The 23,318-nt window shown below is 41.7% G+C and carries 23 protein-coding genes; 11 read left to right on the top strand and 12 right to left on the bottom strand.

From position 1 onward, the window contains the following. Positions 1-28: 28 nt before the first annotated feature. A complete protein-coding gene (locus tag AC1F2U_RS07050; RefSeq protein WP_480260457.1) occupies positions 29-256 on the top strand; it encodes a hypothetical protein in 228 nt (75 codons plus the stop codon). A 40-nt stretch (positions 257-296) separates the two neighbouring features. Here the strand turns inward: AC1F2U_RS07050 and AC1F2U_RS07045 are convergent, their stop codons facing one another. Next, positions 297-1,115, bottom strand: coding sequence for an SDR family NAD(P)-dependent oxidoreductase (locus AC1F2U_RS07045; RefSeq protein WP_480260456.1), 819 nt, complete (start codon positions 1,113-1,115; stop codon positions 297-299). A 276-nt stretch (positions 1,116-1,391) separates the two neighbouring features. Between AC1F2U_RS07045 and AC1F2U_RS07040 the strand changes: the two genes are divergently transcribed. Further along, positions 1,392-1,775 carry a nuclear transport factor 2 family protein gene (locus tag AC1F2U_RS07040; protein ID WP_480260455.1) on the top strand — a complete coding sequence of 128 codons (384 nt, stop codon included), beginning with the start codon at positions 1,392-1,394 and terminating at the stop codon, positions 1,773-1,775. A 50-nt stretch (positions 1,776-1,825) separates the two neighbouring features. Here the strand turns inward: AC1F2U_RS07040 and AC1F2U_RS07035 are convergent, their stop codons facing one another. The 7 genes from AC1F2U_RS07035 to AC1F2U_RS07005 form a co-directional block, all read right to left on the bottom strand. Further along, a complete protein-coding gene (locus AC1F2U_RS07035) occupies positions 1,826-2,065 on the bottom strand; it encodes a hypothetical protein (protein ID WP_480260454.1) in 240 nt (79 codons plus the stop codon). Positions 2,066-2,077: 12 nt separating this feature from the next. Continuing rightward, positions 2,078-4,141 (bottom strand): hypothetical protein, encoded by a 2,064-nt coding sequence (locus AC1F2U_RS07030; protein WP_480260453.1) that lies wholly within the window; start codon positions 4,139-4,141, stop codon positions 2,078-2,080. Between the two features lie 194 nt (positions 4,142-4,335). Then, the gene (locus tag AC1F2U_RS07025) at positions 4,336-5,055 is read right to left on the bottom strand and encodes an alpha/beta hydrolase (protein ID WP_480260452.1); all 720 of its coding nucleotides are present in this window, start codon (positions 5,053-5,055) and stop codon (positions 4,336-4,338) included. A 213-nt stretch (positions 5,056-5,268) separates the two neighbouring features. After that, positions 5,269-5,475 (bottom strand): DUF4383 domain-containing protein, encoded by a 207-nt coding sequence (locus AC1F2U_RS07020; RefSeq protein ID WP_480260451.1) that lies wholly within the window; start codon positions 5,473-5,475, stop codon positions 5,269-5,271. A 998-nt stretch (positions 5,476-6,473) separates the two neighbouring features. After that, positions 6,474-8,402, bottom strand: a complete 1,929-nt coding sequence (locus AC1F2U_RS07015) for an ABC-F family ATP-binding cassette domain-containing protein (protein WP_480260450.1) — start codon at positions 8,400-8,402, stop codon at positions 6,474-6,476. A gap of 72 nt (positions 8,403-8,474) precedes the next feature. Beyond that, the gene (locus AC1F2U_RS07010) at positions 8,475-8,891 is read right to left on the bottom strand and encodes a DUF1824 family protein (RefSeq protein WP_181930446.1); all 417 of its coding nucleotides are present in this window, start codon (positions 8,889-8,891) and stop codon (positions 8,475-8,477) included. A gap of 269 nt (positions 8,892-9,160) precedes the next feature. Further along, positions 9,161-10,009, bottom strand: coding sequence for a prohibitin family protein (locus tag AC1F2U_RS07005; RefSeq protein ID WP_334704993.1), 849 nt, complete (start codon positions 10,007-10,009; stop codon positions 9,161-9,163). A gap of 221 nt (positions 10,010-10,230) precedes the next feature. Here AC1F2U_RS07005 and AC1F2U_RS07000 point away from each other — a divergent pair, with 221 nt between their 5' ends. From AC1F2U_RS07000 to AC1F2U_RS06990, 3 genes are read left to right on the top strand one after another with little or no spacing between them, the layout of a single operon-like run. Then, entirely contained in the window at positions 10,231-12,039 is a 1,809-nt protein-coding gene (locus AC1F2U_RS07000) for an ABC transporter ATP-binding protein (RefSeq protein ID WP_480260449.1), read from the top strand. Positions 12,040-12,077: 38 nt separating this feature from the next. Then, complete coding sequence (gene ccmS / locus AC1F2U_RS06995) at positions 12,078-12,506, top strand: beta-carboxysome assembly chaperone CcmS (protein ID WP_480260448.1); 429 nt, start codon at positions 12,078-12,080, stop codon at positions 12,504-12,506. Between the two features lies 1 nt (position 12,507). Next, on the top strand, positions 12,508-12,651 hold the full coding sequence (locus AC1F2U_RS06990) for a hypothetical protein (RefSeq protein ID WP_480260447.1): 144 nt from the start codon (positions 12,508-12,510) through the stop codon (positions 12,649-12,651). A gap of 203 nt (positions 12,652-12,854) precedes the next feature. On the opposite strand, the gene AC1F2U_RS06985 is transcribed toward AC1F2U_RS06990, so the two are convergent. After that, positions 12,855-15,050, bottom strand: coding sequence for a tetratricopeptide repeat protein (locus AC1F2U_RS06985; RefSeq protein WP_480260446.1), 2,196 nt, complete (start codon positions 15,048-15,050; stop codon positions 12,855-12,857). A gap of 75 nt (positions 15,051-15,125) precedes the next feature. Beyond that, positions 15,126-15,560 (bottom strand): hypothetical protein, encoded by a 435-nt coding sequence (locus AC1F2U_RS06980; protein ID WP_480260445.1) that lies wholly within the window; start codon positions 15,558-15,560, stop codon positions 15,126-15,128. 123 nt (positions 15,561-15,683) lie between these two features. Between AC1F2U_RS06980 and AC1F2U_RS06975 the strand changes: the two genes are divergently transcribed. After that, positions 15,684-16,376 (top strand): PD-(D/E)XK nuclease family protein, encoded by a 693-nt coding sequence (locus AC1F2U_RS06975; protein ID WP_480260444.1) that lies wholly within the window; start codon positions 15,684-15,686, stop codon positions 16,374-16,376. 378 nt (positions 16,377-16,754) lie between these two features. Here AC1F2U_RS06975 and AC1F2U_RS06970 read toward each other — a convergent pair whose 3' ends face one another. Then, the gene (locus AC1F2U_RS06970) at positions 16,755-18,137 is read right to left on the bottom strand and encodes a cytochrome P450 (RefSeq protein ID WP_480260443.1); all 1,383 of its coding nucleotides are present in this window, start codon (positions 18,135-18,137) and stop codon (positions 16,755-16,757) included. Between the two features lie 262 nt (positions 18,138-18,399). On the opposite strand from AC1F2U_RS06970, the gene AC1F2U_RS06965 reads away from it, so the two are divergent. The 3 genes from AC1F2U_RS06965 to AC1F2U_RS06955 are packed head-to-tail and all read left to right on the top strand — an operon-like array spanning position 18,400 to position 20,084. Next, the gene (locus AC1F2U_RS06965; protein ID WP_322671549.1) at positions 18,400-19,032 is read left to right on the top strand and encodes a ParA family protein; all 633 of its coding nucleotides are present in this window, start codon (positions 18,400-18,402) and stop codon (positions 19,030-19,032) included. 2 nt (positions 19,033-19,034) lie between these two features. Continuing rightward, positions 19,035-19,685, top strand: a complete 651-nt coding sequence (locus tag AC1F2U_RS06960) for a hypothetical protein (protein ID WP_480260442.1) — start codon at positions 19,035-19,037, stop codon at positions 19,683-19,685. A gap of 9 nt (positions 19,686-19,694) precedes the next feature. Next, complete coding sequence (locus AC1F2U_RS06955) at positions 19,695-20,084, top strand: tautomerase family protein (protein ID WP_194044651.1); 390 nt, start codon at positions 19,695-19,697, stop codon at positions 20,082-20,084. Positions 20,085-20,355: 271 nt separating this feature from the next. On the opposite strand, the gene AC1F2U_RS06950 is transcribed toward AC1F2U_RS06955, so the two are convergent. After that, positions 20,356-21,249, bottom strand: a complete 894-nt coding sequence (locus AC1F2U_RS06950; protein ID WP_480260441.1) for an alpha/beta fold hydrolase — start codon at positions 21,247-21,249, stop codon at positions 20,356-20,358. Positions 21,250-21,532: 283 nt separating this feature from the next. Between AC1F2U_RS06950 and AC1F2U_RS06945 the strand changes: the two genes are divergently transcribed. Continuing rightward, positions 21,533-21,844 carry a BMC domain-containing protein gene (locus tag AC1F2U_RS06945; RefSeq protein WP_335007084.1) on the top strand — a complete coding sequence of 104 codons (312 nt, stop codon included), beginning with the start codon at positions 21,533-21,535 and terminating at the stop codon, positions 21,842-21,844. An 81-nt stretch (positions 21,845-21,925) separates the two neighbouring features. Next, complete coding sequence (locus AC1F2U_RS06940; RefSeq protein ID WP_292721114.1) at positions 21,926-22,273, top strand: carbon dioxide-concentrating mechanism protein CcmK; 348 nt, start codon at positions 21,926-21,928, stop codon at positions 22,271-22,273. Positions 22,274-23,318: the final 1,045 nt, after the last annotated feature.

Below are 23,318 nucleotides of genomic sequence, written 5' to 3'. Positions count from 1 at the left end.
TTGTATCAACTCTTTGGGGTACAAACAAATGCAAGGCAAACGTCAAAATATTCTCAGTAAAACCATAGCTTTGTTGCTGGCAATGCAACTATTCTTGATTGGTTTACAAGCTAAAAGCCGAATCGACCAAGGTAACTCATCCCTTGAGGCGTTGATTTGGATGATTCAACAGTATATTCCAGTGCTGGTTAAAATTCGCAGCTTGCAGGATAAAAGGGAGAAAAACGATTCTCCAAAGCTCAAAAGTAAAAGATAAAATCGTAGGGTGTGTTAGGCAAAACGCCGTAACGCTCCGTCTAAGTTCGTTCTTCCATGCCGAAGATACGCCGAAAAACTGACTGCATCAAACTAGGAGACAAGTGATAAACTGCTTTCCAAAGGTTTGTTGTGCCTACCATGACATCAGAACGCCGATCCTTTACTGCTTCCCAAATTGATTTTGCTACATCTTCAGGCTTTTCTAGTACAGGAATTTGAATTGCTTTATCTACCAACTCAGAACGCGCTTCGGCAGTTTCCTCGTTCTTACCGCGAAAAATTGCCCGTTCCATCATTTGAGTAGTGATAAAACTGGGATAAATTCCGCTAACGTGAATCCCTTTAGGTGATAACTCTGCGTGTAGCGATTTTGTCAACCCTGTGATGGCATATTTAGTGGTTGTGTAAGGAATTTGGTAAGGAATCGGTTCTATACCACCAATAGAACTGACGTTAACAATGGTTCCTTTGCGACGTTCTGAGAAATGGGGCAGGATGGCATTAATAGTATGGATGTAGCCCCACAAATTGGTATCAATCATCTGATGCCAATCATCTAAGCTAAAATCCTCGACGGGCCCTAAGCAAAAGATACCTGCATTATTAATTAATACGTCTATGTTACCAAAATGTGCGATCGCCTTCTGGATCAGGTTGTTTACTTGTAAAGGATCTTTCACATCTGTTGAAATAGCGATCGCTTCTCGTCCAAGTTCCCGTATCTGTGCAGCAGTAGCTTCTAAACGGTCAAGTTGACGGGCTGCCAACACAACATCATAGTTGTGACGGGCGAATAATAATGCTGTAGCTTTGCCAATCCCTTGAGATGCGCCTGTAATAATTACTGTATTTGTCATAATGTCAGTTGCTTTTTCTTGTGCGTCTTAGAGGTTGTTTTAAAAATGGTACACAAGCTATCCAAAACTTTAAATCCTCCTTTTTCAGGAGGATTTTGAGAAGCTTATATTGGTATTGAGCCGAGATCCGAATAAAATTTATACCTGGCTGACACTACTAACTCGCCACAGCGATCGCAATTAGCGCGTAGTTGTGTCCCGCAAGGATAACAATACTTAGCTTGAACGGTATAATAAATTGTTAGGCCCTGCTGCATCTCCTTCACCATAGCTCTTATGTCAGATCAACCTGCACCAGAAATCGAACTGCTCCGTGCGGCTTACGCGGCCTTCAACGCGCGAGACATTGACGCTGCCCTTGCCCTCATGACTCCAGACGTGGTTTGGCCGAAAGCTTTCAAAGGCGGTTTTGTCCGTGGGCCTGAAGAAGTTCGCGCTTACTGGACGGAGCAATGGAGCGAGATCGATCCGCACGTCGAGCCGGTTTCCTTTTACTCGGAGGAGGCCGGACACATTTTGGTCGATGTGCATCAGGTCGTGCGTGACTTAGTTGGAGCAGTTCTTGCCGATGAGCACGTAGGCCATCGATTCACCCTTGAACACGGCTTGATTCAAGTCATGGAAGTGTGTCCACTTCCATCGTCCACCCCAAAAGCCTAACCACGCGCTCCAGCAAACAGGACATTGAGCCGATTAATCAACAACGCCAATTATTGCTGCGTTCTAATTTCCTTGAGTAACGCCTCATCAGAATATTCTTCTTCCCATTTACCCTGTAGCTTCAGCCGTACAGACTGTGCGCCGCCACTAGGAGTACAGACAACCCAGTAAGTATCTGGTTCTCCTTCGACCTTAGCTGCATCTTCAGCTTTTGAAGTATCAGAAAGACCTGAAAATGCTTGAATACAAGTCCATGTAATTCCATCTGAATCTTTAATTTCTCTTTCCATGTCTATTTTTAGTTAACGTGAACTGGGTAAAATTTCTGGGCGATCGTCCAAACTGAGGAGGAATTGAATTAAATCTGTCTGTTCTTGAGTGGTAAAGCCAGCTTTTGCATCTACCCAATAACCATGACCTCTGCCGTCTACATTCGACTTTTGCAAATCTGGATTAGCTTGGTTAGCTGCAACCATTGTCTCACGAAGATTACGATCGACTAACACCCGTAAGCTTGCTTGTGCATCGGGTAAAATATTTTGCATTAATGTACCAGCCATCCCAAGTTGCTCAGAATTTGCCACCACAAATCGTCCGTTTTGTTCATCTTGCTTTAATGCTGAAGCACTAGCAGCCACGCCACCATCATGTAAATAAGGCGCAGTTAGATACAACCCAATCAAGCTTGGTACTTTATAACCACCGACTGGATTATTGATACCAAAAGCTAACTGTTGTGCTTTTTGTGGCGTAATATCTGTAGGAACTTCTAACACTGGAGGATTAGACGGCAAGGGAACAGAGACACTGTTAGGGTAAGTTTGGGGTGTGGTGAAGTTCTTAGCGAATGGCGCTAATGTCGGGGCGCGTGATGGTTGAGTCCCAATCTCGTTTTGAGCGATGACATCATGATTTGTAAAGTAGCGTCCACTATGACAGTCTATGCAGCCAGCACGATTAAATACAGCCGCCCCTTTTTCTAGAGATGCAACATCACTAACTTGAATCGGTGGTGGTGCCAGAGTATTTTGCCAGGCAGACATCGCATTCAGCTGTTCGCCAACGGGGAAGTCAGGAGAAGATGCCATTAAACCATCTAACATAAACGGCGAACCTTTGGGATATCCAGGCATCCGAATTACTTGATTAATTGCAGGTTCCCCAGGAGTGGGATCGATTTTGTCGAAAAATTCTGATGGTTTTGCATCTTCAGGTAATCTAAAAGCTGGATTTGCGGCATTTTGCAGAATCACGCCTAAATAGGTTTCCTTATCAATTCCTAATGTGGATTGACTGGTATCAGCGCCATTTGTCCCATCTGAGTTTGTGGCGTGAACGTTGCTATTTAAGGTAGTCAAACCGTGAAACCAACCAACTGCTGAATGACCACTCCAACCGTAAGGCCAAGCATCAAAAGTGTAAGATGATGGGATTTGTGAGGGATTGTTTACTAGAGTGCCAGTGGAATCAAAGCTTCCAGGCGGCCAAGTTAGGAGTTTTGCATCAACTGCATCTTCTAAAGTTTTGGCATCTGGTAAGCGGGATTCTTTACCGTCAGCGTTAATGTAGGTATGCTCTCCCGCCGGAATTTGAGTAGGATTAACATCTGTTTGGCGAAACATGGCTGCGGAATTAGTGGCAAATGCTAAAACCAAACCCGTATTAACGTCATTGTTTGGTGCGCCTTCTAAGATCCGTCCAGTCTTATTGTCAAGTGTGGCGTGACATAAAGCACAGGTAATACCAAATCTCAACTTACCTTTAGTGAAGCTGGCACGCATACCCAGTGGTACAAGGGAATTTGCGGGTACGTCTAATCCTGTATTCAAAAGTGTGCCAGCTTTAAAAGTGCGTCCACCGATTGTTACATCTTCATTTATAGGAATTCGGAGATTGGTTGTATGCTTACCGCCAAGTTTAGCGATCGCCTGACCCACGGTTATCATATTAATCGGGCCGTTCAGCGCCCCAACCACATCAGTTTGGAAAATTTCATTCCCAAAAGTTTCTGAGTAAAAAGCATCCCGCCCCAGCTTTAAAGTTTCCTCAGTAACAGCATAAGCCCCATTTTCAGGGGATAGTTGTTTGCGTCCATTTTCTGTATTTAGTAAACGTGTTGCCTCTTCTTTATTAATCGCGTATCCCAAAACATCATAAGAACCAACTTCTTGAGGTGCAGCCTGGGTTACAGGTGTAAAAGTCTTATCTAAACTAGGAGTTTTACCTAAAACAAATTCTAGTCTGGAGGCGAAGAAGCTAACAAAAATAACTAAAAATAACAATATACCAATAGTTCCCCATCTATTTTTTTGAGGCTCCACTTTCGGAGGATTGGAATCGATAGCGATCGCTGGGTCAGTTTTCATAGTTTTGATGTCAAGAAGAAGGGTGTGGGGTGTAGGGTGTGGGGTGTAGGGAAGACGGCATTGGTAGGGGTACAAGCCCCTACCAATACAATCGTTTTAAAAAACGGGGCTTCAGACGAAGAAGGTTGTTGGGGCTATTTCTTCCCCCATACCCTACACCCTACCCCCTACACCCCCGCCCCAACGGGGCTTAGTCACGAATGAAACGCTTTATCCGGTGCTGATTGAGTAAACCACTCCATAGCTCTTTCGGCGATCGCAGTCGGAACTGTATGGAACCCGTTGAACTCACGGTATTCTAGGTCATAGCCTGCTTGTTTTAACTGCTGCACAATCCGGCGACTGCACCGTTCAATTGGTAACACTGGATCTGACTTTCCATGAGAGATGAACAGACGCGGTTTCCCGGATTGGCTAGCAGGAGCCATGAATCCAGGTGAAAAAGCAATAATGTGGTTAAACAGGTCGCCATTGGTAATGCCAACCGAAAGGGCATAGGAAGCACCATCAGAGAAACCAGCGATCGCTACCTGGTTCGGAGCGATCGCGTAATGACTGAAAGTTTGTGCTAATGCTTGCTCGATAAAAGCAATATCAGGGCCATAGCCACCCCGAATAATGTCCCAAGTTTGTTGGCGTGAGTCTACTGCCAACAGAATTGTTTCAAAGCGATTTGCCAGATGACGGAGGATTTTTAGCGCACCCTCCGCATCGCCTCCGGCTCCATGCAATATCAACACCAGGGGAGCGGGCCGATCTGCTTGATAGGTTTCAGGTACATAAACAAAACCATCTCGCTGCCCATCCAGCCCTAGTGGGTGTAACCCGGTCAAAGCGGTTGTTGTGGGGCGAGTTGGGCGGGACAACAACTGTCCTTCAGTAGCTCTAGAATCAACTTGCTTTGAGCTTTCCATAACTAATAAGTTCCGCTTTTGGCAATTGGATAGTTGAGAGGCAGCGAGTGGTATAAATCATCTCTGCTAACCCAAACCGGAGTATTTGCCGTCGTGTCTTCCGGCGATCGCGTCAATCAGCAACTATCTGCTGATTTATTGGCTTCTGTTTCATTGCTTTGCTTCAGAAAGAGAAATTATTTTTCTACCACCAAAGCTTATTGGATACAGATGTTAAAGATTTTTTAATACATTAACGCCGCTCACTTTAGCTGGTATGAGAATGCTGTAATAAGCAGCTGCGATCGCTGCTAATCTATTGAGCAAGACATTGTAATCAAACAATGGCATTAAACCGAAAAATGTCTTACCCAAGGGCAACAATCCTATGACAGCCAGCAAGGCATAAGAAATTAGCACTGCTGTAACAAGTAATTCCAAAAAATCCTACAGCGCAGCGTACAAGCTTATACAAAAACTTAGTGGTAATTGCACCAAAGATATAACCAAAACCCGCAGAATAAGCGCCAGTAGATTCATCAAGTGGAATAAAATATTTGCTCGTTCCTGGTAATAAAACTAAAGCTGCTATAAAGCCAGATCAACCTATAAATAAGCAATTTCCATAGCCAAAGCAATGTAACGCTCTGTCATTTTTGCAGCGTTGATATTTTCCATTACAGTCAATCATTGTAATTCTATTAGTTAATACTGAGATACTTAAGGTTGTAACCCAAAAAAAACTTTTTATAATCTATCAGAAGTTTCAGCGTTAAATTAAGCTTTGTACACCTAGAGTAATAAATTAAGATATTAGCCCCGCTGAATTTTGGCAAATTAAATCATTAGTCTGCCTACATACAGCCTTTGGTGTAACCATCAAGGGCATTGCATACAGCGTTAGGTTAAATACTGGACACAGGCACAACTACCGATTTTTAACTTAATTATTTGCTTGAATAATTACTATATAATCGTAGTCTTTTTCTTTTGTATCGGTAATCACATATAAACTTAACTTTGACGATTATTTATATATGCCTTCAAATACTCCATAGCTAGAGGCAAAGATTTACTGATAGAAGTAGCTTTGATAAAAGCAGATAAAAAAGTTACTCGCCTCTAACTACACTTTAGATTAGAGGCTTTCTCATAATTCGATTTTCCAAAGCAATGGAAGGCCTCAGATTATATCGGGTTCCTGAATAATTAACTGAATTAGCTCACATTTTAGTTGGCACATTGAGCAATTAGATCGCAAAAATTAATATTAACGTGAGTTCGACGGCTCATATAGTGTTTGTCTAAATTAGCTGAATAAAAAGACCTCTCCCTGGTTTTACTAGGCAAAACCGTCCCTCTCCGACTCGGAGAGGGACAGACTTGAACTAAAGTTCAAGGCAGGGAGAGGTTCGTTGAATTCACGTCATGTTAAAACATTAAGACTCTATCTCTGCTAATTCTAACCACCGTTCAGTCGCCACATCGATCGCGTGCTTGAGATTTTCCACCTGATTATAGAGTTTCTGCACTTCGCTATAATTACCCGGTGAGACATTCCCTAGTGTTTTCTCGGTTTGCGCCTTCTCAGCCTCTAACTCGGCAATTTTACCTTCCAACTGCTCAAATTCTTTTTTCTCCCAATTGGATAATCTCCGTCGCTTGGTATTCTCTCCATCCTTGGGTGAAGCCGCACCATTTTGGACTTCGACATTTTTGGGCTTTTCCTTAGCGTTCGCAGCTTGTTGCTGTGCTTCTTCAGCCTTCTTATAGTCGAGATAAATCGAGTAATTACCTGGATATTGCCTCAGATTACCGCCTTCCTCAAAGGAAAATACTGTGTCGATAGTGCGATCGAGAAAGTAGCGATCGTGAGAAACTACAATTACACACCCGGCAAAATCTTCTAAATAATCCTCCAATACTGCCAATGTCTGAACATCTAAATCGTTTGTCGGTTCATCTAAAATTAAGACATTGGGCGCACCCATCAAAACCCGCAACAGAAATAAACGGCGTTTTTCACCACCCGAAAGTTTACTAATTGGGGCATACTGCTGATTACCAGGAAACAAAAACCGTTCCAACATTTGCGAAGCGGTAATTTGAGTACCATCGGTAATTTTGACAAATTCTCCTTCTTCTTTGATGTAGTCAATCACGCGCTGACTTTCGTTCAATGCTGTGAGCAATTCTTCCGAATGCTGGTCAAAATAACCGATGTGAACTGTAGTACCAATTTCTGCAATGCCGGAATCTGGCTTAACCCGTCCAGTAATGATATCCATTAAAGTCGATTTACCAGCACCATTAGCGCCAATAATGCCAATGCGGTCTTCTGGACTAAATTCGTAGGTGAAATTATTAATTAGAGTGCGTCCATTGTATGCCTTAGAAACGTTATCTAATTCAATAACTTTTTTCCCAATGCGACGACCAACTGTCGAAATATCAACTTTACCCTGAACTTGTTTAAATTCAGTATCCCGCAGAGCGTGAGCGCGGTCAATTCTCGCTTTTTGCTTGGTACTTCTGGCTTTCGGCCCTTTTTTGAGCCATTCCAACTCGCGCCGCAACAAGCCTTGGTGTTTGCGTTGACTACTTACAGCAGATTCTTCAGATAAGGCTTTCTTTTCGAGGTAATATGAATAGTTACCTGTATAGGTGTAAATGTCGCCTCGGTCGATTTCAATAATCCGGTTGGTAACGCGATCTAGAAAATAGCGATCGTGGGTAATCAGAAACAATGCGCCGCGATAGCGATTTAAATAACTTTGTAACCACTCTACAGAAAGAGCATCAAGATGGTTTGTCGGCTCATCCATGAGCAAAGCATCTGGTTCTGATAGCAAGGCTGATGCTAAAGCAATGCGCTTGCGATAACCTCCAGATAAAGTACTTATCTTGGCATCAAAATCAGAAATTCCTAATTTTGTCAGAATGATTTTGGCATTAGTTTCTAATTCCCAAGCACCACTCGTATCCATCCGTTGCATCACCACAGAAAGGCGAGACATCAGTTGACTATCATCTGGATAGTGAACCAATTTATCAGAAAGTTCTTCATACTCGCGTACTAAAGTCGTATGTTCGCCACTGTCAGCGAAAACTTGCTCTAAAACTGTGTGATTTTCATCTAAATCTGGCAGCTGTGGTAAGTAGATAATTTTAGAACCGGAGTTCATTAAAATTTGACCGCTATCAATGGATTCTAACCCAGCGATCATTTTTAATAAGGTTGATTTACCAGAACCATTAGTACCAATTAATCCAACTTTATCAGTAGCATCAAGGCTAAAGCTAGCATCTTTTAAAATTTCCTTGATGCCAAAGTCTTTTTTTACTGATTGTAGTGTAATAATACTCATAAGATTGAAGTCATTAATTATTTTTCATTAGTGAGTAGGTAAGGTATTTGCCTTACCTACATTCGCAAAATTCTATACAAATAAGTCCAAGGGAAGGTGTCCATACATTTCGTTGATTCCATCTTCGTCATAAGACTGGCAAGATACTAATACACCACGATGATGTCCATCATAGGAATCAAGATAACACAAGCCGTTTTTACCATTTAATTTGATATAAACTGGGCCTTCGGGTGTCAGTAAATTATTTGGCGGTTCATAACCCAAAGCCAGAGAATAGGTTTTCATCGCCAATATTCCTTCTTCTGCCGTATCAGCACAAATTCCTAATATTTGGTAATCAGTAAGCTTAGTGAGCAAAATTAAGGCATTACGAACTACAACTTTTTCTGATGAGTTGAGGATAGGGGCAATGTCTAGACAGTTGAATTTGTTCAGTAATTTTTTCGCTTCTTCGGCAGTGAGATTTTGAGGATTGGGGGTTGACATAAACTTCGACTATTATCTGGTTGGTTTTTCTGTGGTGTTTGAGTTGGGACTAGTACCGCAAGGCGGAAGTCAAAAGTCACTCATGCTTGAATTTTAGGCTTTCTGGCTGTAATGAAATGGGACGTTTCCACTGACCTGTACTAACCCAACTTATACCATTTTGGATTTTAGGTTTTGAATTGGAAATAGTCCAATGTATTGTATAATTTGTCTGAGGTCAGAGCAAATTCCATAATTTTAGACCTTGCGATCTCATGCCCACTTCCCTTTTACGGTTGATTTTGGACGTTCCCAAGGTTGAATATAAAGGGTACGCCATTTTTTGAGTCATTACCCATAACCAAGACTTTCGGCATCTGAGCGCCGCCTGTCTTCCAAGCTTCAATTGCTTCTTTTTGCAGAACCAACTGTCCTCCTTGGGCTTTGAGTGTCTCTGCTAAGAGTCTTTGAGCTTCTGCCCTACCTTTGGCACGATTAATGTCTGCTTGTGCTTCTTGTTCGGCTTCTCGTGCTACGTAAACGGCTCTTTGCGCTCGTTGTTCAGCAATTTGCTTTTCTTCGACTGCTCTGGCAAATTCTGGTGAGAATGCTAAATCAACTACGCTAGTATCTAACACAATTATCCCATATTTATCTAAGCGATCGCCTAATGCTTGATCGAAGTCTTCTTTCAATTCACTTCTTTTGGTAATTGCTTCCTCTACTGTTCTTCTAGCTGCGGCAATTTTAAATGCTTCTTGTGTCTGAGGGGCAATGATTTTTGATACAATATTCTCTAATGTTCCTTGTTTTCTTCTAACTTCAACTACCTTTATCGGATCGAGGCGGAAGTTAATTGCAAATCTCGCAGATAAATTTTGCAAATCTTTAGTGGAACTCTCTGCTGGTACTTCAAATTTTTGCACCGTCAAATCATACACATCTATCACGGTGATAAAAGGCGGTTTTACGTGAATACCTTCCAATAAAGCGCCATCTCTCGCTTTACCCAAGATGCTGATTACTCCTGCTTGTCCTGGGTTAATAATGATAAAGGAATTTAGCCCAATAATCACCAGTATTGCTAACACAATTCCCAAAACTGTGGTTTGCCAATTACCAAATTGCTGATTTTTCAAATTCCTTTCTCCAATATTTAGTTAGTTATTTGTCATTGGTCATTAGTTATTTCTTATTCCCCTTCTGCTCCCCTGCTCCACTGCCCCCCTGCTCCCCAGTCCTTGAATAAACTCAGTTACTAGTTTCCCATTAGTCTGTCTGAATCAATCTTCAGACTCAGGACTTAGGACTCAAAACTTTGTTCCGTGGTAATATCAATGACACGAAACCGCAAAAAACCGTGGCTACTGTCTTAAAATCTCATCGGGCATCAAGAAGGCGTAAACATTCAACGCATCCTCTCCAGCGTTTGCTGGAGTATGGACACCAGTATCGTAAACAAATTTGGCTGGCGACTACTTATTCTACCCTCAATAAATTTTTCGATTTGGCACCACCCGGCTTAATTGGCGTGGCGGTGGATGTGGTAGTTAAGCAACAGGATTCCATAATTGCCCAGTTAGGGGTACGCGATGTCTTTGCACAATTTTTGATTATTTCTTTCCTCACTGTCATCATTTGGATACTAGAATCGGTTTTTGAGTACGCCTACGCTCGACTTTGGCGGAATTTGGCTCAGAATATTCAGCATGACTTGCGTTTGGATGCATACAAACATTTGCAAGAGTTGGAATTGGCTTACTTTGAAGAACGCAGCACTGGCGGTTTAATGTCTATCCTCAGTGATGATATTAACCAATTAGAGCGGTTTTTGGATGGAGGAGCGAATGATATCATCCAAGTTTCTGCAACTGTTTTAATTATTGGCGCTGCTTTCTTTATTTTGGCCCCTAGTGTAGCGTGGATGGCTTTGTCACCGATGCCATTTATCCTCTGGGGTTCTTTTGCTTACCAACGACTACTTGCGCCTCGCTACGCTAATGTCCGCGAAAAAGTAGGTTTTCTTAATTCGCGTTTGTCAAACAATATCAGCGGAATTACTACTATTAAAAGTTTCACTGCTGAAGCTTATGAAGCTTATCGTCTGGAATTAGATAGTGACGCCTATCGCCACAGTAACTCTAAAGCAATTGCTCTTTCTGCTGCTTTTGTGCCGTTAATTCGGATGCTGATTTTGGTGGGTTTCACGGCATTACTATTGTATGGCGGGATGGCAGCAGTTTCGGGAAAAATGTCTGTAGGTACTTACAGCGTATTAGTATTTTTAATCCAACGATTATTGTGGCCTTTAACTAGATTAGGCGAAACTTTTGACCAATATCAAAGAGCAATGGCTTCTACTAATCGAGTCATGAATTTGTTGGATACTCCTATCGCCATTCATACAGGTGATGTAGCTTTACCTGTGAATGAAGTGCGCGGTGAAGTGCAATTTAAAAATGTTTATTTTGCCTATAAAGATAGATTTGCAGTTATTAAAAATCTATCTTTGGATATTCCGGCAGGGAAAACTATTGCAATTGTTGGTTCCACTGGTTCTGGTAAAAGCACTTTAGTCAAACTCTTGTTGCGGTTATACGAAGTGCAGGCTGGAAGCATTACTGTGGATGGTATTGATTTGCAAAGTTTGAATTTAAAAGATTTGCGCCGCTGCATTGGTTTGGTGAGTCAAGATGTGTTTCTATTTCATGGCACTGTAGCGGAGAATATTGCTTATGGCAGCTTTGAGAATACAGAGCAAGAAATTATCACGGCGGCGAAGATAGCCGAGGCGCACGAATTTATTATTAACTTGCCCCAAGGTTATGAAACAATTGTGGGGGAAAGAGGACAAAAGTTATCTGGTGGACAAAGACAACGGATTGCGATCGCTCGTGCTGTTCTCAAAAATCCCCCCATTCTGATTTTAGATGAAGCTACCTCGGCGGTGGATAATGAGACAGAAGCGGCAATCCAGCGATCGCTAGAACGGATTACAGTAGATAGAACTACAATTGCGATCGCTCATCGTCTTTCCACCATCCGCAATGCCGATTGCATTTATGTCATGGAACATGGGAAATTAGTAGAGTCGGGAACCCATGAGCAATTGCTGGAGAAAGACGGGATTTATTCCGGCCTCTGGCGTGTACAGTCAGGTTTGAGATAAGTTTCGCCTATTGTCTGTGTCTTCATTACGAATTATTTATGTTTTTTGGTAATAGTCAACCAGAATCAGGTGATACTAAGTGGCGTCGCCAGTTGGATAAGTTTGTCAAAGCAAATCAGCAAGAGTTGGCAGCGCTGTTTTGGGGATTGTGGTTAGCAAATGGTGACAGTCAGGGTACTGTTGGTATTGATTTGCAACCAACGCCGCATTTTGTTTATTGTCCGAAAGAACAGATAGAGAATTTAAATATTAGAGTTGAGAATCGGCTTCAGGAAATTTTGGGGATTGTGGAGAATCACAAACCGGATGTGGAAGTTGTGATGATTGGGATTGGGAAGGGGGAAATTAAGTTAATTCAGTTTGCACCGGAACCAGCGCCACCGATTTGTTTTGAGCAAGTTGGGAAGGATGTAGACGGGTTATTGGATGTGCTGGAAGAGAGGATGAGCAAGGAGATTGTTTTTTAACTTGCATATATTGCGCGGTAGTTTAGTAATATTTGGTAGATTGCACCTCATTTTACACTCTGAACAAGAGCGATCGCCCTTACAACACCATCATTTCACTTCAGAACAAGAACGCTCTCGTTTGGAACAAGAATATTATCATTGAAAACAAGAACGTTCTCATCTAGAACAAGAACATTCTCGTTTAAAACAGGAACGTTCTCATCTGGAACAAGAACATTCTCGTTTAAAACAGGAACGTTCTCACTTGAAACAGAAACGTTCTTGTTTGAAACATGAAACTTCGAGTTCAGAACACGAAACTTGGAGATCAAAGCTTGATTGATGAGGTTGGGAACATGAATTTTGCTATTGTGAAGTGAGGCGATCGCGTAAATATGCTAAATTTTCACGAATAGTAACAGTATTGGGATGATTCACTCCTAACTGTCGCTCACAAATATTTAAAGTGTGGATGTATAAGAGTTCGGCTTCGCTGTATCTGCCTTGGTAATAGTAGAGTTCTGCTAGGTTGCTGAGGCTATTGACGACAGAAGGATGTTCTTCTGGCAGTAGTTTGCGCTTCATTGCCAAAGATTGGATAAGCAAGGGTTCGGCTTCGCTATATCTGCCTTGGCAACGGTAGAGGTACGCTAGGTTGTTGAGGCTAAGTGCAACATGAGGATGTTCTTCTGGCAGCAGTTTGCGCCTCAGTGCCAAAGCTTGGATGTACAAGGGTTCGGCTTTGCTGTATCTGCCTTGGAAGTTGTAGAAATATGCTAGGTTGTTGAGGCTAGTGGCGACAGAAAGATGTTCTTCTGGCAGCAGTTTGCGATACAGTGCCAAAGCTTGGATGAGCAGGGGTTCGGCTTCGCTGTATCTGCCTTGGGAGTTGTAGAAATATGCTAGGTTGTTGAGGCTTTGTGCAACATCAAGATTTTCTTCTCCGAGCAGTTTTAGTGACAGTCCTAAAGCCTGGATGAGCAGAGGTTCGGCTTCGCTGTATCTGCCTTGATGACGGTAGAGATTAGCTAGGTTATTGAAGCTTTGTGTAACATCGAGATTTTCTTCTGGCAGCAGTTTACGGAACAGTGCCAAAGATTGGATGTACAAGGGTTCGGCTTCGCTGTATCTGCCTTGTGAGTTGTAGAGATTAGCTAGATTGTTGAGGCTAGAGGCGACATCAAGATTTTCTTCTGGCAGCAGTTTACGGAACAGTGCCAAAGCTTGGATGTACAAGGGTTCGGCTTCGCTGTATCTGCCTTGAGAGCGGTAGATTTCTGCTAGGTCGTTGAGGCTAGCGGCGACAGAAGGATGTTCTTCTCCCAAGCGTTTTTTGCTAGCTTCTAGACACTGCTCATACCAAGGTTCAGCCTGAGTATATAATCCTTGACCTTGATAGAATCGAGCGTTACCGATGAATGCCCATATTAAATCACTATCGCTGAGATACTGAATGAGATTGTTCGCAACTTCAGCTATGTGAGGTATGGCAGAGGAGACATCGTTAATTTTCTTGAGGGTGGGCGAGTAAGGAATATCTTTGGCAACTGCCACTATTACCCGACAAACGGAACGCTTTAATTCCTCTGCCTGTTCTAAACCTGTAAGCTGATATTGGAAAAACTCGCGCAATAGTGGATGCAATTGGTAAACTCCCTCATCTTTACGTTGAAGTAAATGCAAATTCAATAACTTATCATCTCGAATTTCCTCTAACTCTTCCTCGTCTTCCTCTGGTAAACATTCTTCCACCAAATCCCAAGCTATAGGCGCGGCGGAAAATAAACTCAATAAACAACCCAACTGCTTGTCATCATCGTTTAATTCCTGCCAACTCAACTCAAAAGCAGCTAACACACCCCGTTGTGCTGTCATATCGCCTTCTGGTTTATCCCAGGCGGGTTGTTCAAGTCGCTTTTTCTCCAACCGTCGCAACATTTCTGTTAAAGAAAGGTCTGGTTTGCGCTTGAGATATCGCCCAACTAATTCCAAACCTAAAGGCAAATATCCCAACCATTCACACAACTGATTTGCAACAGCCAATTCTTGCTCAATTCGCTGTGGTGTTTCTTTAAAAAATGACTTTAATAACTCCAGCGCTGCTTCTGGTTGCAATACATCTAGAGATAATTTCTTTATAGATGCTCCTAAGTATTGGCGCGTGGTAATCAACACTTTAAACCGGGAAGATAACGAGGGTAAGTAAGGCTTAACCTGCTGAAATTCCCCAACATCGTCTAACACTAGCAGCACATTACCCTTGCGCCAATTCCGAAAGCAGTATTGCACTTGGGCGAGGACATCTAAACCTTCTGGTGGATTTAAATCAAGATGAGTTCTGACAAACTCCACAACTTGAATGCCTACATCACCAGATTTTGCCAGCAACCAGCAAATTCCACCCTTATAAGTTTCGCGGTGATTCCTGGCATATTGTAGGGCAAGTTCTGTTTTACCAACTCCACCCATGCCAGCAACAGCAGCTATAACCACCTGTTCATTTTCCTGCAAAAGTTGGTGGAGATTTTGCAGGTCTTTTTCACGTCCAACAAACTCCACCACACCACTTAAGGGTAAATTTTGCGGTATTTCGGTAGCGAGATTTGACTTTACCTGTTCTTCTCCAGGCGAATGCAGTCAGAAAATATTAGTACCAGTGAAAATATTTCCTTGAAAAACGTTTTTAATAGAGTCAGCTAACTTTGTAGAATTAATGATGGTTGCTGGTTGTGAGTTGAAGTCATTTGCTAAAGCTTGGACTTTTGACGCTACTTGAGGATCGGCGTTTACTGCGGCTTCCACGTCCCGCACTGATTGAGCAATTTCGGTATCTGTGTCTGCTGCGGCTTTCAACTCCAGTACCGCTTTACCATAATCTAACGGTGGCTGTGGATTTTCTGGTGTCGCCTCTGCTAACAAGGGCAATTTATTTTTATGACGTAGCTGTGCGATTAATTTACCGCTTGCTTCTAACCCTGCTTCCCCAAGCTTTTCGCCAGTTTTTTCTAAAGCTTTAGTTAAAACTATAGTAGCGATCGCAGTTGCAACAGCCGTTAGTGTTACAGGTTCCATAATTTTATGAATAACAACCGAAATTCCACTGAAAGCTATTCTAGCCTAGCCTGATTGCCACATTTCCTAATTTTGTCTGTATAAAGACGGTTTTTAACGTTAAGTTGACTTTTACAAAAACTGATGCAATTTGATACCCAACTGCTACCTCAAATTAATAGTAAATCCCTCAGAGAAAATGGTAAACAATATTATGTAGATGCCAAGGGAAACCGCTTCCCTAGCGTTACCACAATACTTAATATCACCAAACCCCAAGCAGACAGAGACAGATTATTAAATTGGAAAGCGCGTGTTGGAACAGAAGAAGCCACCCGCATATCTACAAACGCCAGTCGTCGGGGAACCCAAACACACAAACAAATTGAGCGCTACCTCCTTGGACAAAATCCTGTTTGTCCGGAAGCCAGTCGCCCTTATTGGGAAAGTATCAAGCCAGTTTTAGAAGAAATCGACACAGTGAGACTTGTAGAAGGCTCTGTTTTTCATTATGATTTGAGCTATTCTGGCAAAGTAGATTGTATTGCCAGTTATCAAGGTATCCCCTGTATTTGCGAGTGGAAAACAGCAGACAAACCTAAAGGTTCAATTGAGCATTTATACGAACATCCACTGCAACTTACAGCATATATTGGAGCAACTAACAACTATTATCGACATTATGGCATTCAGCTAAATCATGCTTTGTTGGTAGTCGCAATTCCAGAGATGCCAGCCGAGGTATTTTGGTTTGAACCAGCAGCGATTAAAGATTACTGGCAGCAATGGGAAAAAAGAGTCGCCGAATATTGGGAACGCAGAAGTGTTTGGAGTTGATGAGTAGGATTCTGGTTCCAAGATGCGGTAAGTGCCTTGATTTAGATTGCTGCGATCGTGGTTAAATAAATACTGCCAATCATGCATTGCCTCCTACCCACTTCGAGATGTGGGACGAAAGGGACTTAAATGCATCTTGTTAAATCAGTTTCTAGGGTACCAGGTAAAGTAATTGTTTCATAATATTTATCTTGTTCATCCCAGTAGCCGCATATTTTATAATCAGATAGTATTAGATGTTTTTTAAGAAGATTATTAGCATCTAAAGTTTCTAATATTTCAGTTAAATCTCACCAAACTTGATGATTTTGTAATTCAAGTTTTGTCATAGTTATTACCCCATAGTAGGGTGGGTATTTTAATCCCCACCCTAATTGCTTAAACTAACGCTGGTGTATTTGCACGCTTAACTTGAGGTGTAGCAACCATCCTCATTCCGGCTGGTGCAGCTAAAGTTAACCCACGGCGCACAGGACGCACGGGACGTTTATTCACTAGCGAAACTTGAAATTCTGACAAAACAGTTGCCAAGACAATTTTCATTTCATACTGAGCAAATGCCATTCCAATACAGCGACGATTACCGCCACCAAAGGGTAAATATTCATAAGGTGAATATTGTCTTCCTAAAAAGCGTTCTGGTTTGAACTGCTTGGATTGTGGATAAACTTCTTCCCGATGATGCGCTAAATAAATACTGGGGACTATTAACGTTCCCTCTCGCAGTTCGTAACCCATAATTGTAATAGGGGTTTTCACTATCCGCGGGAAAGCAGTCATGACAATTGGGTAAAGTCGCAATGTCTCTTGGTAAACTGCTGTTAAATAGGGCAATTTAGCTACACTACTCAAATCAGCGTTAACTCCAATGGTGTTGAGTTCCTGTAACAACTTCTCACGCACCTCTGGTAAACGATCGATCCAGTAAAAAGCCCACGTCAATGCTGAAGCGGTAGTTTCATGTCCTGCAACTAGCAACGTCATTAACTCGTCGTGTAATTCTTCATCTGACATCCCTTGACCATCGTCATAACGAGCCGCCATCATCAAACTTAGGATATCTTGGCGATTTCGATCGAGTTCAGCCCGACGTTCTCGAAGCAAAGCATAAATCAGGCGATCGATTTTTTGCCGTTGTTGCAGAACCCAGCCCCACGGACTCCACGCACCGAAATCTTTTTGCATGAACTGAAAAAAGAAGGCGCTGGACATTAGAGGCGAAGTGATGAAGTCTAGTAAGTCACTTAGCGATCGCCTCAGTTCCTCAAACAGTTCTCCATCATTCAAACCAAATACAACCCGGAGAATAACACGCAAGGTGATTTCTTGCATCGACTCACGGATCTTAAAAGGTTTACCAATTTGCCATTCATTAGTCACCTGTCGGGTTATTTCCCGAATTTCCTCGCCGTAAGCCCGCATTCTTTCGCCGTGAAAGGGAGGAGCTAATAGTTGCCGTTGGCGTTGGTGGCGATCGCCATCCGCTAACATAAAGGAGCGATCGCCAAGTAAAAATTTTAGCCCTGTGTTCCCCCTGCCAACTTCAAAATGCCTGGAATCAGCAGTAAAAATCTGCTCAAGGGCTTGGGGTTGACTAAAATACACAAGATGGTTATCAGAGCTACTACTCCTGATGGTGAAAGTGTCACCGTAGATTTGAGCAAAATCATCCACATATTTCACTGGCTGAGTAATAAACTTGATCATCCGCAGCCAGCGCGGCATTTGAGGCCCATCGGGCAAATTGTAAGTAGTTGTCATAGAATTTTGTGGAGTTGATGGCTTCTGAATTTTATTGTTACGACTTTTCATGTTACTTAGGGTTACAGAAAGCGGTATATTCATGATTGGGGACTAGAGACTGGAGACTGAGAACTGAAAAGAAGATAAAGAGGATAATAATAACTCTTGTACAGACGCGATTAATCGCTTCTCTACTCCTAACTCAGCACTCAGCACTCAGAACTCAGCACGGGCTAAACGCCCCGCTACCGCTAACAAAAGGCAGCATCGGAAGTAAGCAGTGCCAAAAATCATCGCTATTCTCAACGGTAAAGGAGGAGTCGGTAAAACGACTACCGCAGTCAATCTGGCTGCAAACTTTGCGAAGAAAAAAAAGGTGCTGCTGATTGATGCAGATATTCAAGGTTCTGCCAGTTGGTGGTTTGGGCGCAGTCAGCAGGGAATGGGATTTGATTTATCTCAAGAAACCGATCCTGCACTTTTAGGTGATTTAGCAAAGATAACAGGTTACGATTTAGTAGTGGTGGATACACCTCCCGCCCTGCGCTCTGAAGCATTAGTGGCGGTAGTTGCGATCGCAGATTATCTAGTTTTGCCGACACCCCCATCTGCAATGGATTTAGCAATCCTCGTGGAAACAGTCAAGGAAGCCGTCATCCCTGTGGGAACCCCCCATCGGGTATTGCTCACCAAAGTCGATACCCGCAGTTTGGGGGAAGCACAAGAAGCAAAAAACACTCTGACTCGCTTAGGTATTCCTACTTGTAATACCTTCATCCGTGCTTATAAAGCTCATGAACGAGCAGCACTGGAAGGTGTAGCGATTACCCAATGGCGAGGAGGAAACGCACGGGAGGCGGAATTAGACTACCGCCGTGCAGCTGATGAATTACAGCGTGATTGGAGAAAATAAGAATGGCTAGGAAACAAAGTCTCTCTGACTTACTACAAGAAGAGGCGCAAAAATTTACACCCCCAGAAGGTGAATCTGCGATCGAAGTTACAGCAGAAAAAATTGTCGAAGAACAAGCTTCAGATGATGAGGAATCTTTAGGACAATTACTTGAGCCAACTTCTACTAAACGCAGTCCTACTAAGGCTGATTTAGAAGCAACTGTCAAAGAGTTGACAAGTAATCTAGAAACAAGCCACAAAAAAGAAGCATCTCTCGGACAAGAAGTTGCTGATTTGCAATCAAAATTATCTAAACAAAAAACATTTGTATCAGAACAAAAATCATTACTAGAACAGCTAACCAAAGAACTTGATGAGACCAAAAAAACAGCGCTGCAACTTGCAGAAGCAAATTCCCTGCTTATAGAAGAAATTAATTCTTTAAAACAAAAAGCAGAACAAAAAGTAGAACCAAAAGTAGAACAAAAAGTAGAAGAGAAATCTAAACTTGTTGTCAAAGAAACTAGCGCGATCAGACCAGTAAAAGACCATTACAATCCACTTAACTACAAAAAATCACATCGTTCATCGGAAACACTAGCTCAAAATCAACCTCAAAATCAGCCGAATGAGTATCCCGATAGTTCTAATGAGATGTGGTTACTTGACTAAAGTTAGTTAATGGTACAAATCAAAATCTATGGCACTGCTTCATTTATCCGTCATTCTCGCAGTGCCATTTCTGACGCAATTCATTCTTGTGTTGTTGAAGCTCTAGTATATCCTCAAGACAAGCGTACCCATCGGTTCTTTCCTCTCGAACCCGATGATTTCGTCTACCCTGTAGGACGTTCAGAGAAATACATCATCATTGAGATTAGTATGTTTGAGGGACGGACTATTGAAACGAAAAAGAAACTAATTAAGTTGTTGTTTTCCCGCTTATCCGAACAAGTTGCAATTGCACCTATAGATATAGAAATCACGATTACAGAAACCCCAAAACACAATTGGGGTATTCGGGGAACAACAGGAGATGAATTAAACCTAAATTACCAAGTGCAAGTGTAAATCTTTGGAGCTTGTAGGATGGGCATTATAATGCCATTACAATGCCCACCTTTATGCAAGACAGATTTGCGTTAGCGTTCACGAAGCGTCTCGTAGAGAAACTCACCGTTCGCGTAGCGTCTCGTAGAGAAGGTATCGCTCTAGCTACATTCCTTAAAATTCTGTGAAAGTAACACGATTAAAGAGAAAAATAGTAGCTCTCACAGAAGCTATTAGCAACAGATGAAAAACTTTCCAGATTAGGGTTACAGAAAAATTATTGAGACTTGAGCTATCTTTCAACTCGAAAGTCTAAAATATGCTGCGCGGTGATTTGTGGTTGTTCCAAGTGAGGGAGATGACCGCAATCTTGAATCCACGTGAGAGTACTGTGTGGAATTGCCCTTTTAAATCTTATGGCATCCTTAGTACCCAAAATTTTATCAGAATCGCCCCACAAAATTAGCGTTTGTTGCACAATTTTTGATATGGCTGTGAATCTAAAAGCACTGTAACCACCACTTTTAGTGAAAGAAATCAGAGCTTGATGCCAACTCGGCATTTGTAGGTGTAATCCACTACAACATAGCGCATCAATAGAGGCAAGAGTTTGATTTTTATATCCAATGCGAGAAATGCGATCGCGCACCTTCATATTACTCAAAAACCGAGTTGCTAAATAATCTAAAGGTGGAAACATGAATTTGCTCAATGGCGAACCACCTGCTAACCCCGCACTGTCAATTAACACCAGCTTTTTGACGACTTCTGGGTAAGCCAATGTAAAATCAATCGCCGTCGCACCCCCCATCGAAGCACCCACTAAAATTACAGGTTGGTTAATTAGGCTTTTCCAGAAATAATAAAGATGGGTTTTAATTGCAGTTGGGCTATAGGCAATTCCTGAAAGTCTATCTGTAAATCCAAAACCCAACAAATCCACTGCCCAAGTTTCATTATCTTCAGAAAGCAGTGGCAAAAGCCGCCGAAATTCTAATACAGAACTGTCAAAACCGTGAATTAATAAAATCGGAGTTCCACCACACCCTTGCTTGACATAAGTTGTGGTAACTGCTTGATTAGTTAAAGGAGTAGCGATCGCAGTTGTTTGAATACTCCGAGCTAGTGCGATCAAAGTAGGTTCTGTGAGTTGCTCAACTGCTGTAGGAAGAAAATTCGGAAACATAAATTTCAGTTTATCGTACTAGCTTGCTTCCACCCATAACTAATTTTGTTAAACAATAAAGTTACACAACCTAAGATGCTGAAGTATTATTTGTAATATATATATAAAACATAAGCCAGGGACTATCAAAATATTCTAACTCCCAACAGACATGATTAATGGCGTCTCTATTACCCCAAAAAAATATGGCATGGCATCAAAGAAAGTTTTCCAAAATGTCAAAATGGGGACTAAAGCCACGTACAATTAAAATCGCTTATCCCTTAATCCAGGAGCTAATGCCATGCCAATGGCGGTTGGCGTAATTGAAACTTTAGGTTTTCCGAGTGTCTTAGCAGCAGCAGATGCAATGGTCAAAGCTGCCGCAGTTACAATTGTGTATTATGGTCAAGCGGAAAGCGCTCGCTTGTTAGTCGCCGTCCGGGGACACGTTTCTGAAGTAAATAGAGCTGTTGAAGCCGGAATCGCAGCTGGAGAGGAAGTAAAGGTTGGTACAGTAATTACCCACTACATCGTTCCCAATCCTCCAGAAAATGTCGAAACCATATTACCAATCCATTTTACTGAAGAATCAGAACCTTTCCGCATCTTCTAAGCAATTTTGCTATCAAAATCTGTAGCGAAGCTTCGTACAATTAACTTGTAGCCCCCAGTTTGTTCATACAGGAGATTAATAATGTCATTACAGGCAGTTGGAGCACTTGAAACTAAAGGTTTTCCTGCGGTGCTAGCAGCAGCAGATGCTATGGTAAAAGCTGGTCGAGTTACCCTTGTTGGTTATATCAGAGTAGGTAGCGCTCGTTTTACAGTTAATATTCGTGGTGATGTTTCTGAAGTAAAAGCCGCTATGGCTGCCGGTGTTGAAGCCGCAGAAAATGTTTATGGGGGTACACTTGAATCCTGGGTAATTATTGCTCGTCCCCATGAAAACGTTGAAGCTGTTCTGCCAATTGGTTATACAGAACAAGTCCAAGGATATCGAGAATCTGTAGAAAATCCCATTGTTAGATCGAACAATCGATAGATTTAACCTCCAGCGGGGGAATTTAAAACAAAAACTTCCCATAAATGAATTTAAAGAGAAGTTTTTTGTCAGGCTTCTGACTATCAAAACTTTAGAGGATTACATTCCTTCTGTTTTCAGATTTTGCATAAGTTGAATTTTGAAGCAGAGGGAAAGCAACAGTTAGAGTCAATAGTCAAAACCAATATTGACTGTTGACTGTTCATTTTTAGAAATATAAAAGTTTTAAAAATAACTTACCAATATAAAAGGTGTAGTTTTGACTGAACTAGTTTAAAAAAGATAAATTTGCCTATCAATTCCTACTATTATTTTATACAACGACTTCCCAAACATCTTTTGAAACAATAATTACCGTATATACACTTAATTAAATCAACAAATCTCACAAAATATAACTTAGTACGATTCAGTGAAAGCCCAATCCTCTTTCAAAAGCAGGGAGTTTAGCCAATTTCTTAAGGGGGATTAGGGAATCTTCCAGGGCAAAATGTCATTAACACTAAGTATATTGAAATTAAACTAAATATTATACGACGTAAGGGTTTGTACAGAGTTGAAACTTATACTGGTGGAATAACGTCCAACTTTGAGTTAAATTATATTCGTTCCTCGGATCTGTTACAAAATGTCAGATTTACCCAATCCATTTTGTGAAAGGTGTATCCTCCCCACTTTAAGCAGATTTCTGTTCTCAACTAAAAAACATAACTTTACAAAAAATTTAAATTGGTAGAATGCCCCAAATGCTTGATACATATTGGGTTTGGACTTTTTAAAGTAAAACTAAAACATCAATGTAGAAATTTCTGCATAATTTTAGTGAATCCAGACGTAATAAAAGTAGAATCACTGAGCTATTTTCATGAAATTCATGAAATTCATGAAATCTGGGGCAGCTGCCAGTTAAACAATTAGCGGGACTTAAACAAAAACTAAGCCCAAATAAAGCCTAAACTGGCTTTATAAGCAGCAAACACGTCACGGTTAAGGGTCAACCAATCGAAAAATCGATAAGACATAGCTGTTTTAAAAGCTTCTAAAG

The organism is Nostoc sp. LEGE 12454, from assembly GCF_056620565.1.
Note: the sequence above shows the minus strand (reverse complement) of the source record. Positions and strands in the feature narration are given on the sequence as shown.

What these genes read in the sequence shown, in the direction of transcription:
- AC1F2U_RS07050 (WP_480260457.1), top strand. Translation starts at nt 29, where the DNA reads ATGCAAGGCAAACGTCAAAATATTCTCAGTAAAACCATAGCTTTGTTG.
- AC1F2U_RS07045 (WP_480260456.1), bottom strand. Translation starts at nt 1,115, where the DNA reads ATGACAAATACAGTAATTATTACAGGCGCATCTCAAGGGATTGGCAAA.
- AC1F2U_RS07040 (WP_480260455.1), top strand. Translation starts at nt 1,392, where the DNA reads ATGTCAGATCAACCTGCACCAGAAATCGAACTGCTCCGTGCGGCTTAC.
- AC1F2U_RS07035 (WP_480260454.1), bottom strand. Translation starts at nt 2,065, where the DNA reads ATGGAAAGAGAAATTAAAGATTCAGATGGAATTACATGGACTTGTATT.
- AC1F2U_RS07030 (WP_480260453.1), bottom strand. Translation starts at nt 4,141, where the DNA reads ATGAAAACTGACCCAGCGATCGCTATCGATTCCAATCCTCCGAAAGTG.
- AC1F2U_RS07025 (WP_480260452.1), bottom strand. Translation starts at nt 5,055, where the DNA reads ATGGAAAGCTCAAAGCAAGTTGATTCTAGAGCTACTGAAGGACAGTTG.
- AC1F2U_RS07015 (WP_480260450.1), bottom strand. Translation starts at nt 8,402, where the DNA reads ATGAGTATTATTACACTACAATCAGTAAAAAAAGACTTTGGCATCAAG.
- AC1F2U_RS07010 (WP_181930446.1), bottom strand. Translation starts at nt 8,891, where the DNA reads ATGTCAACCCCCAATCCTCAAAATCTCACTGCCGAAGAAGCGAAAAAA.
- ccmS (WP_480260448.1), top strand. Translation starts at nt 12,078, where the DNA reads ATGTTTTTTGGTAATAGTCAACCAGAATCAGGTGATACTAAGTGGCGT.
- AC1F2U_RS06980 (WP_480260445.1), bottom strand. Translation starts at nt 15,560, where the DNA reads ATGGAACCTGTAACACTAACGGCTGTTGCAACTGCGATCGCTACTATA.
- AC1F2U_RS06975 (WP_480260444.1), top strand. Translation starts at nt 15,684, where the DNA reads ATGCAATTTGATACCCAACTGCTACCTCAAATTAATAGTAAATCCCTC.
- AC1F2U_RS06970 (WP_480260443.1), bottom strand. Translation starts at nt 18,137, where the DNA reads ATGACAACTACTTACAATTTGCCCGATGGGCCTCAAATGCCGCGCTGG.
- AC1F2U_RS06960 (WP_480260442.1), top strand. Translation starts at nt 19,035, where the DNA reads ATGGCTAGGAAACAAAGTCTCTCTGACTTACTACAAGAAGAGGCGCAA.
- AC1F2U_RS06955 (WP_194044651.1), top strand. Translation starts at nt 19,695, where the DNA reads ATGGTACAAATCAAAATCTATGGCACTGCTTCATTTATCCGTCATTCT.
- AC1F2U_RS06950 (WP_480260441.1), bottom strand. Translation starts at nt 21,249, where the DNA reads ATGTTTCCGAATTTTCTTCCTACAGCAGTTGAGCAACTCACAGAACCT.
- AC1F2U_RS06945 (WP_335007084.1), top strand. Translation starts at nt 21,533, where the DNA reads ATGCCAATGGCGGTTGGCGTAATTGAAACTTTAGGTTTTCCGAGTGTC.
- AC1F2U_RS06940 (WP_292721114.1), top strand. Translation starts at nt 21,926, where the DNA reads ATGTCATTACAGGCAGTTGGAGCACTTGAAACTAAAGGTTTTCCTGCG.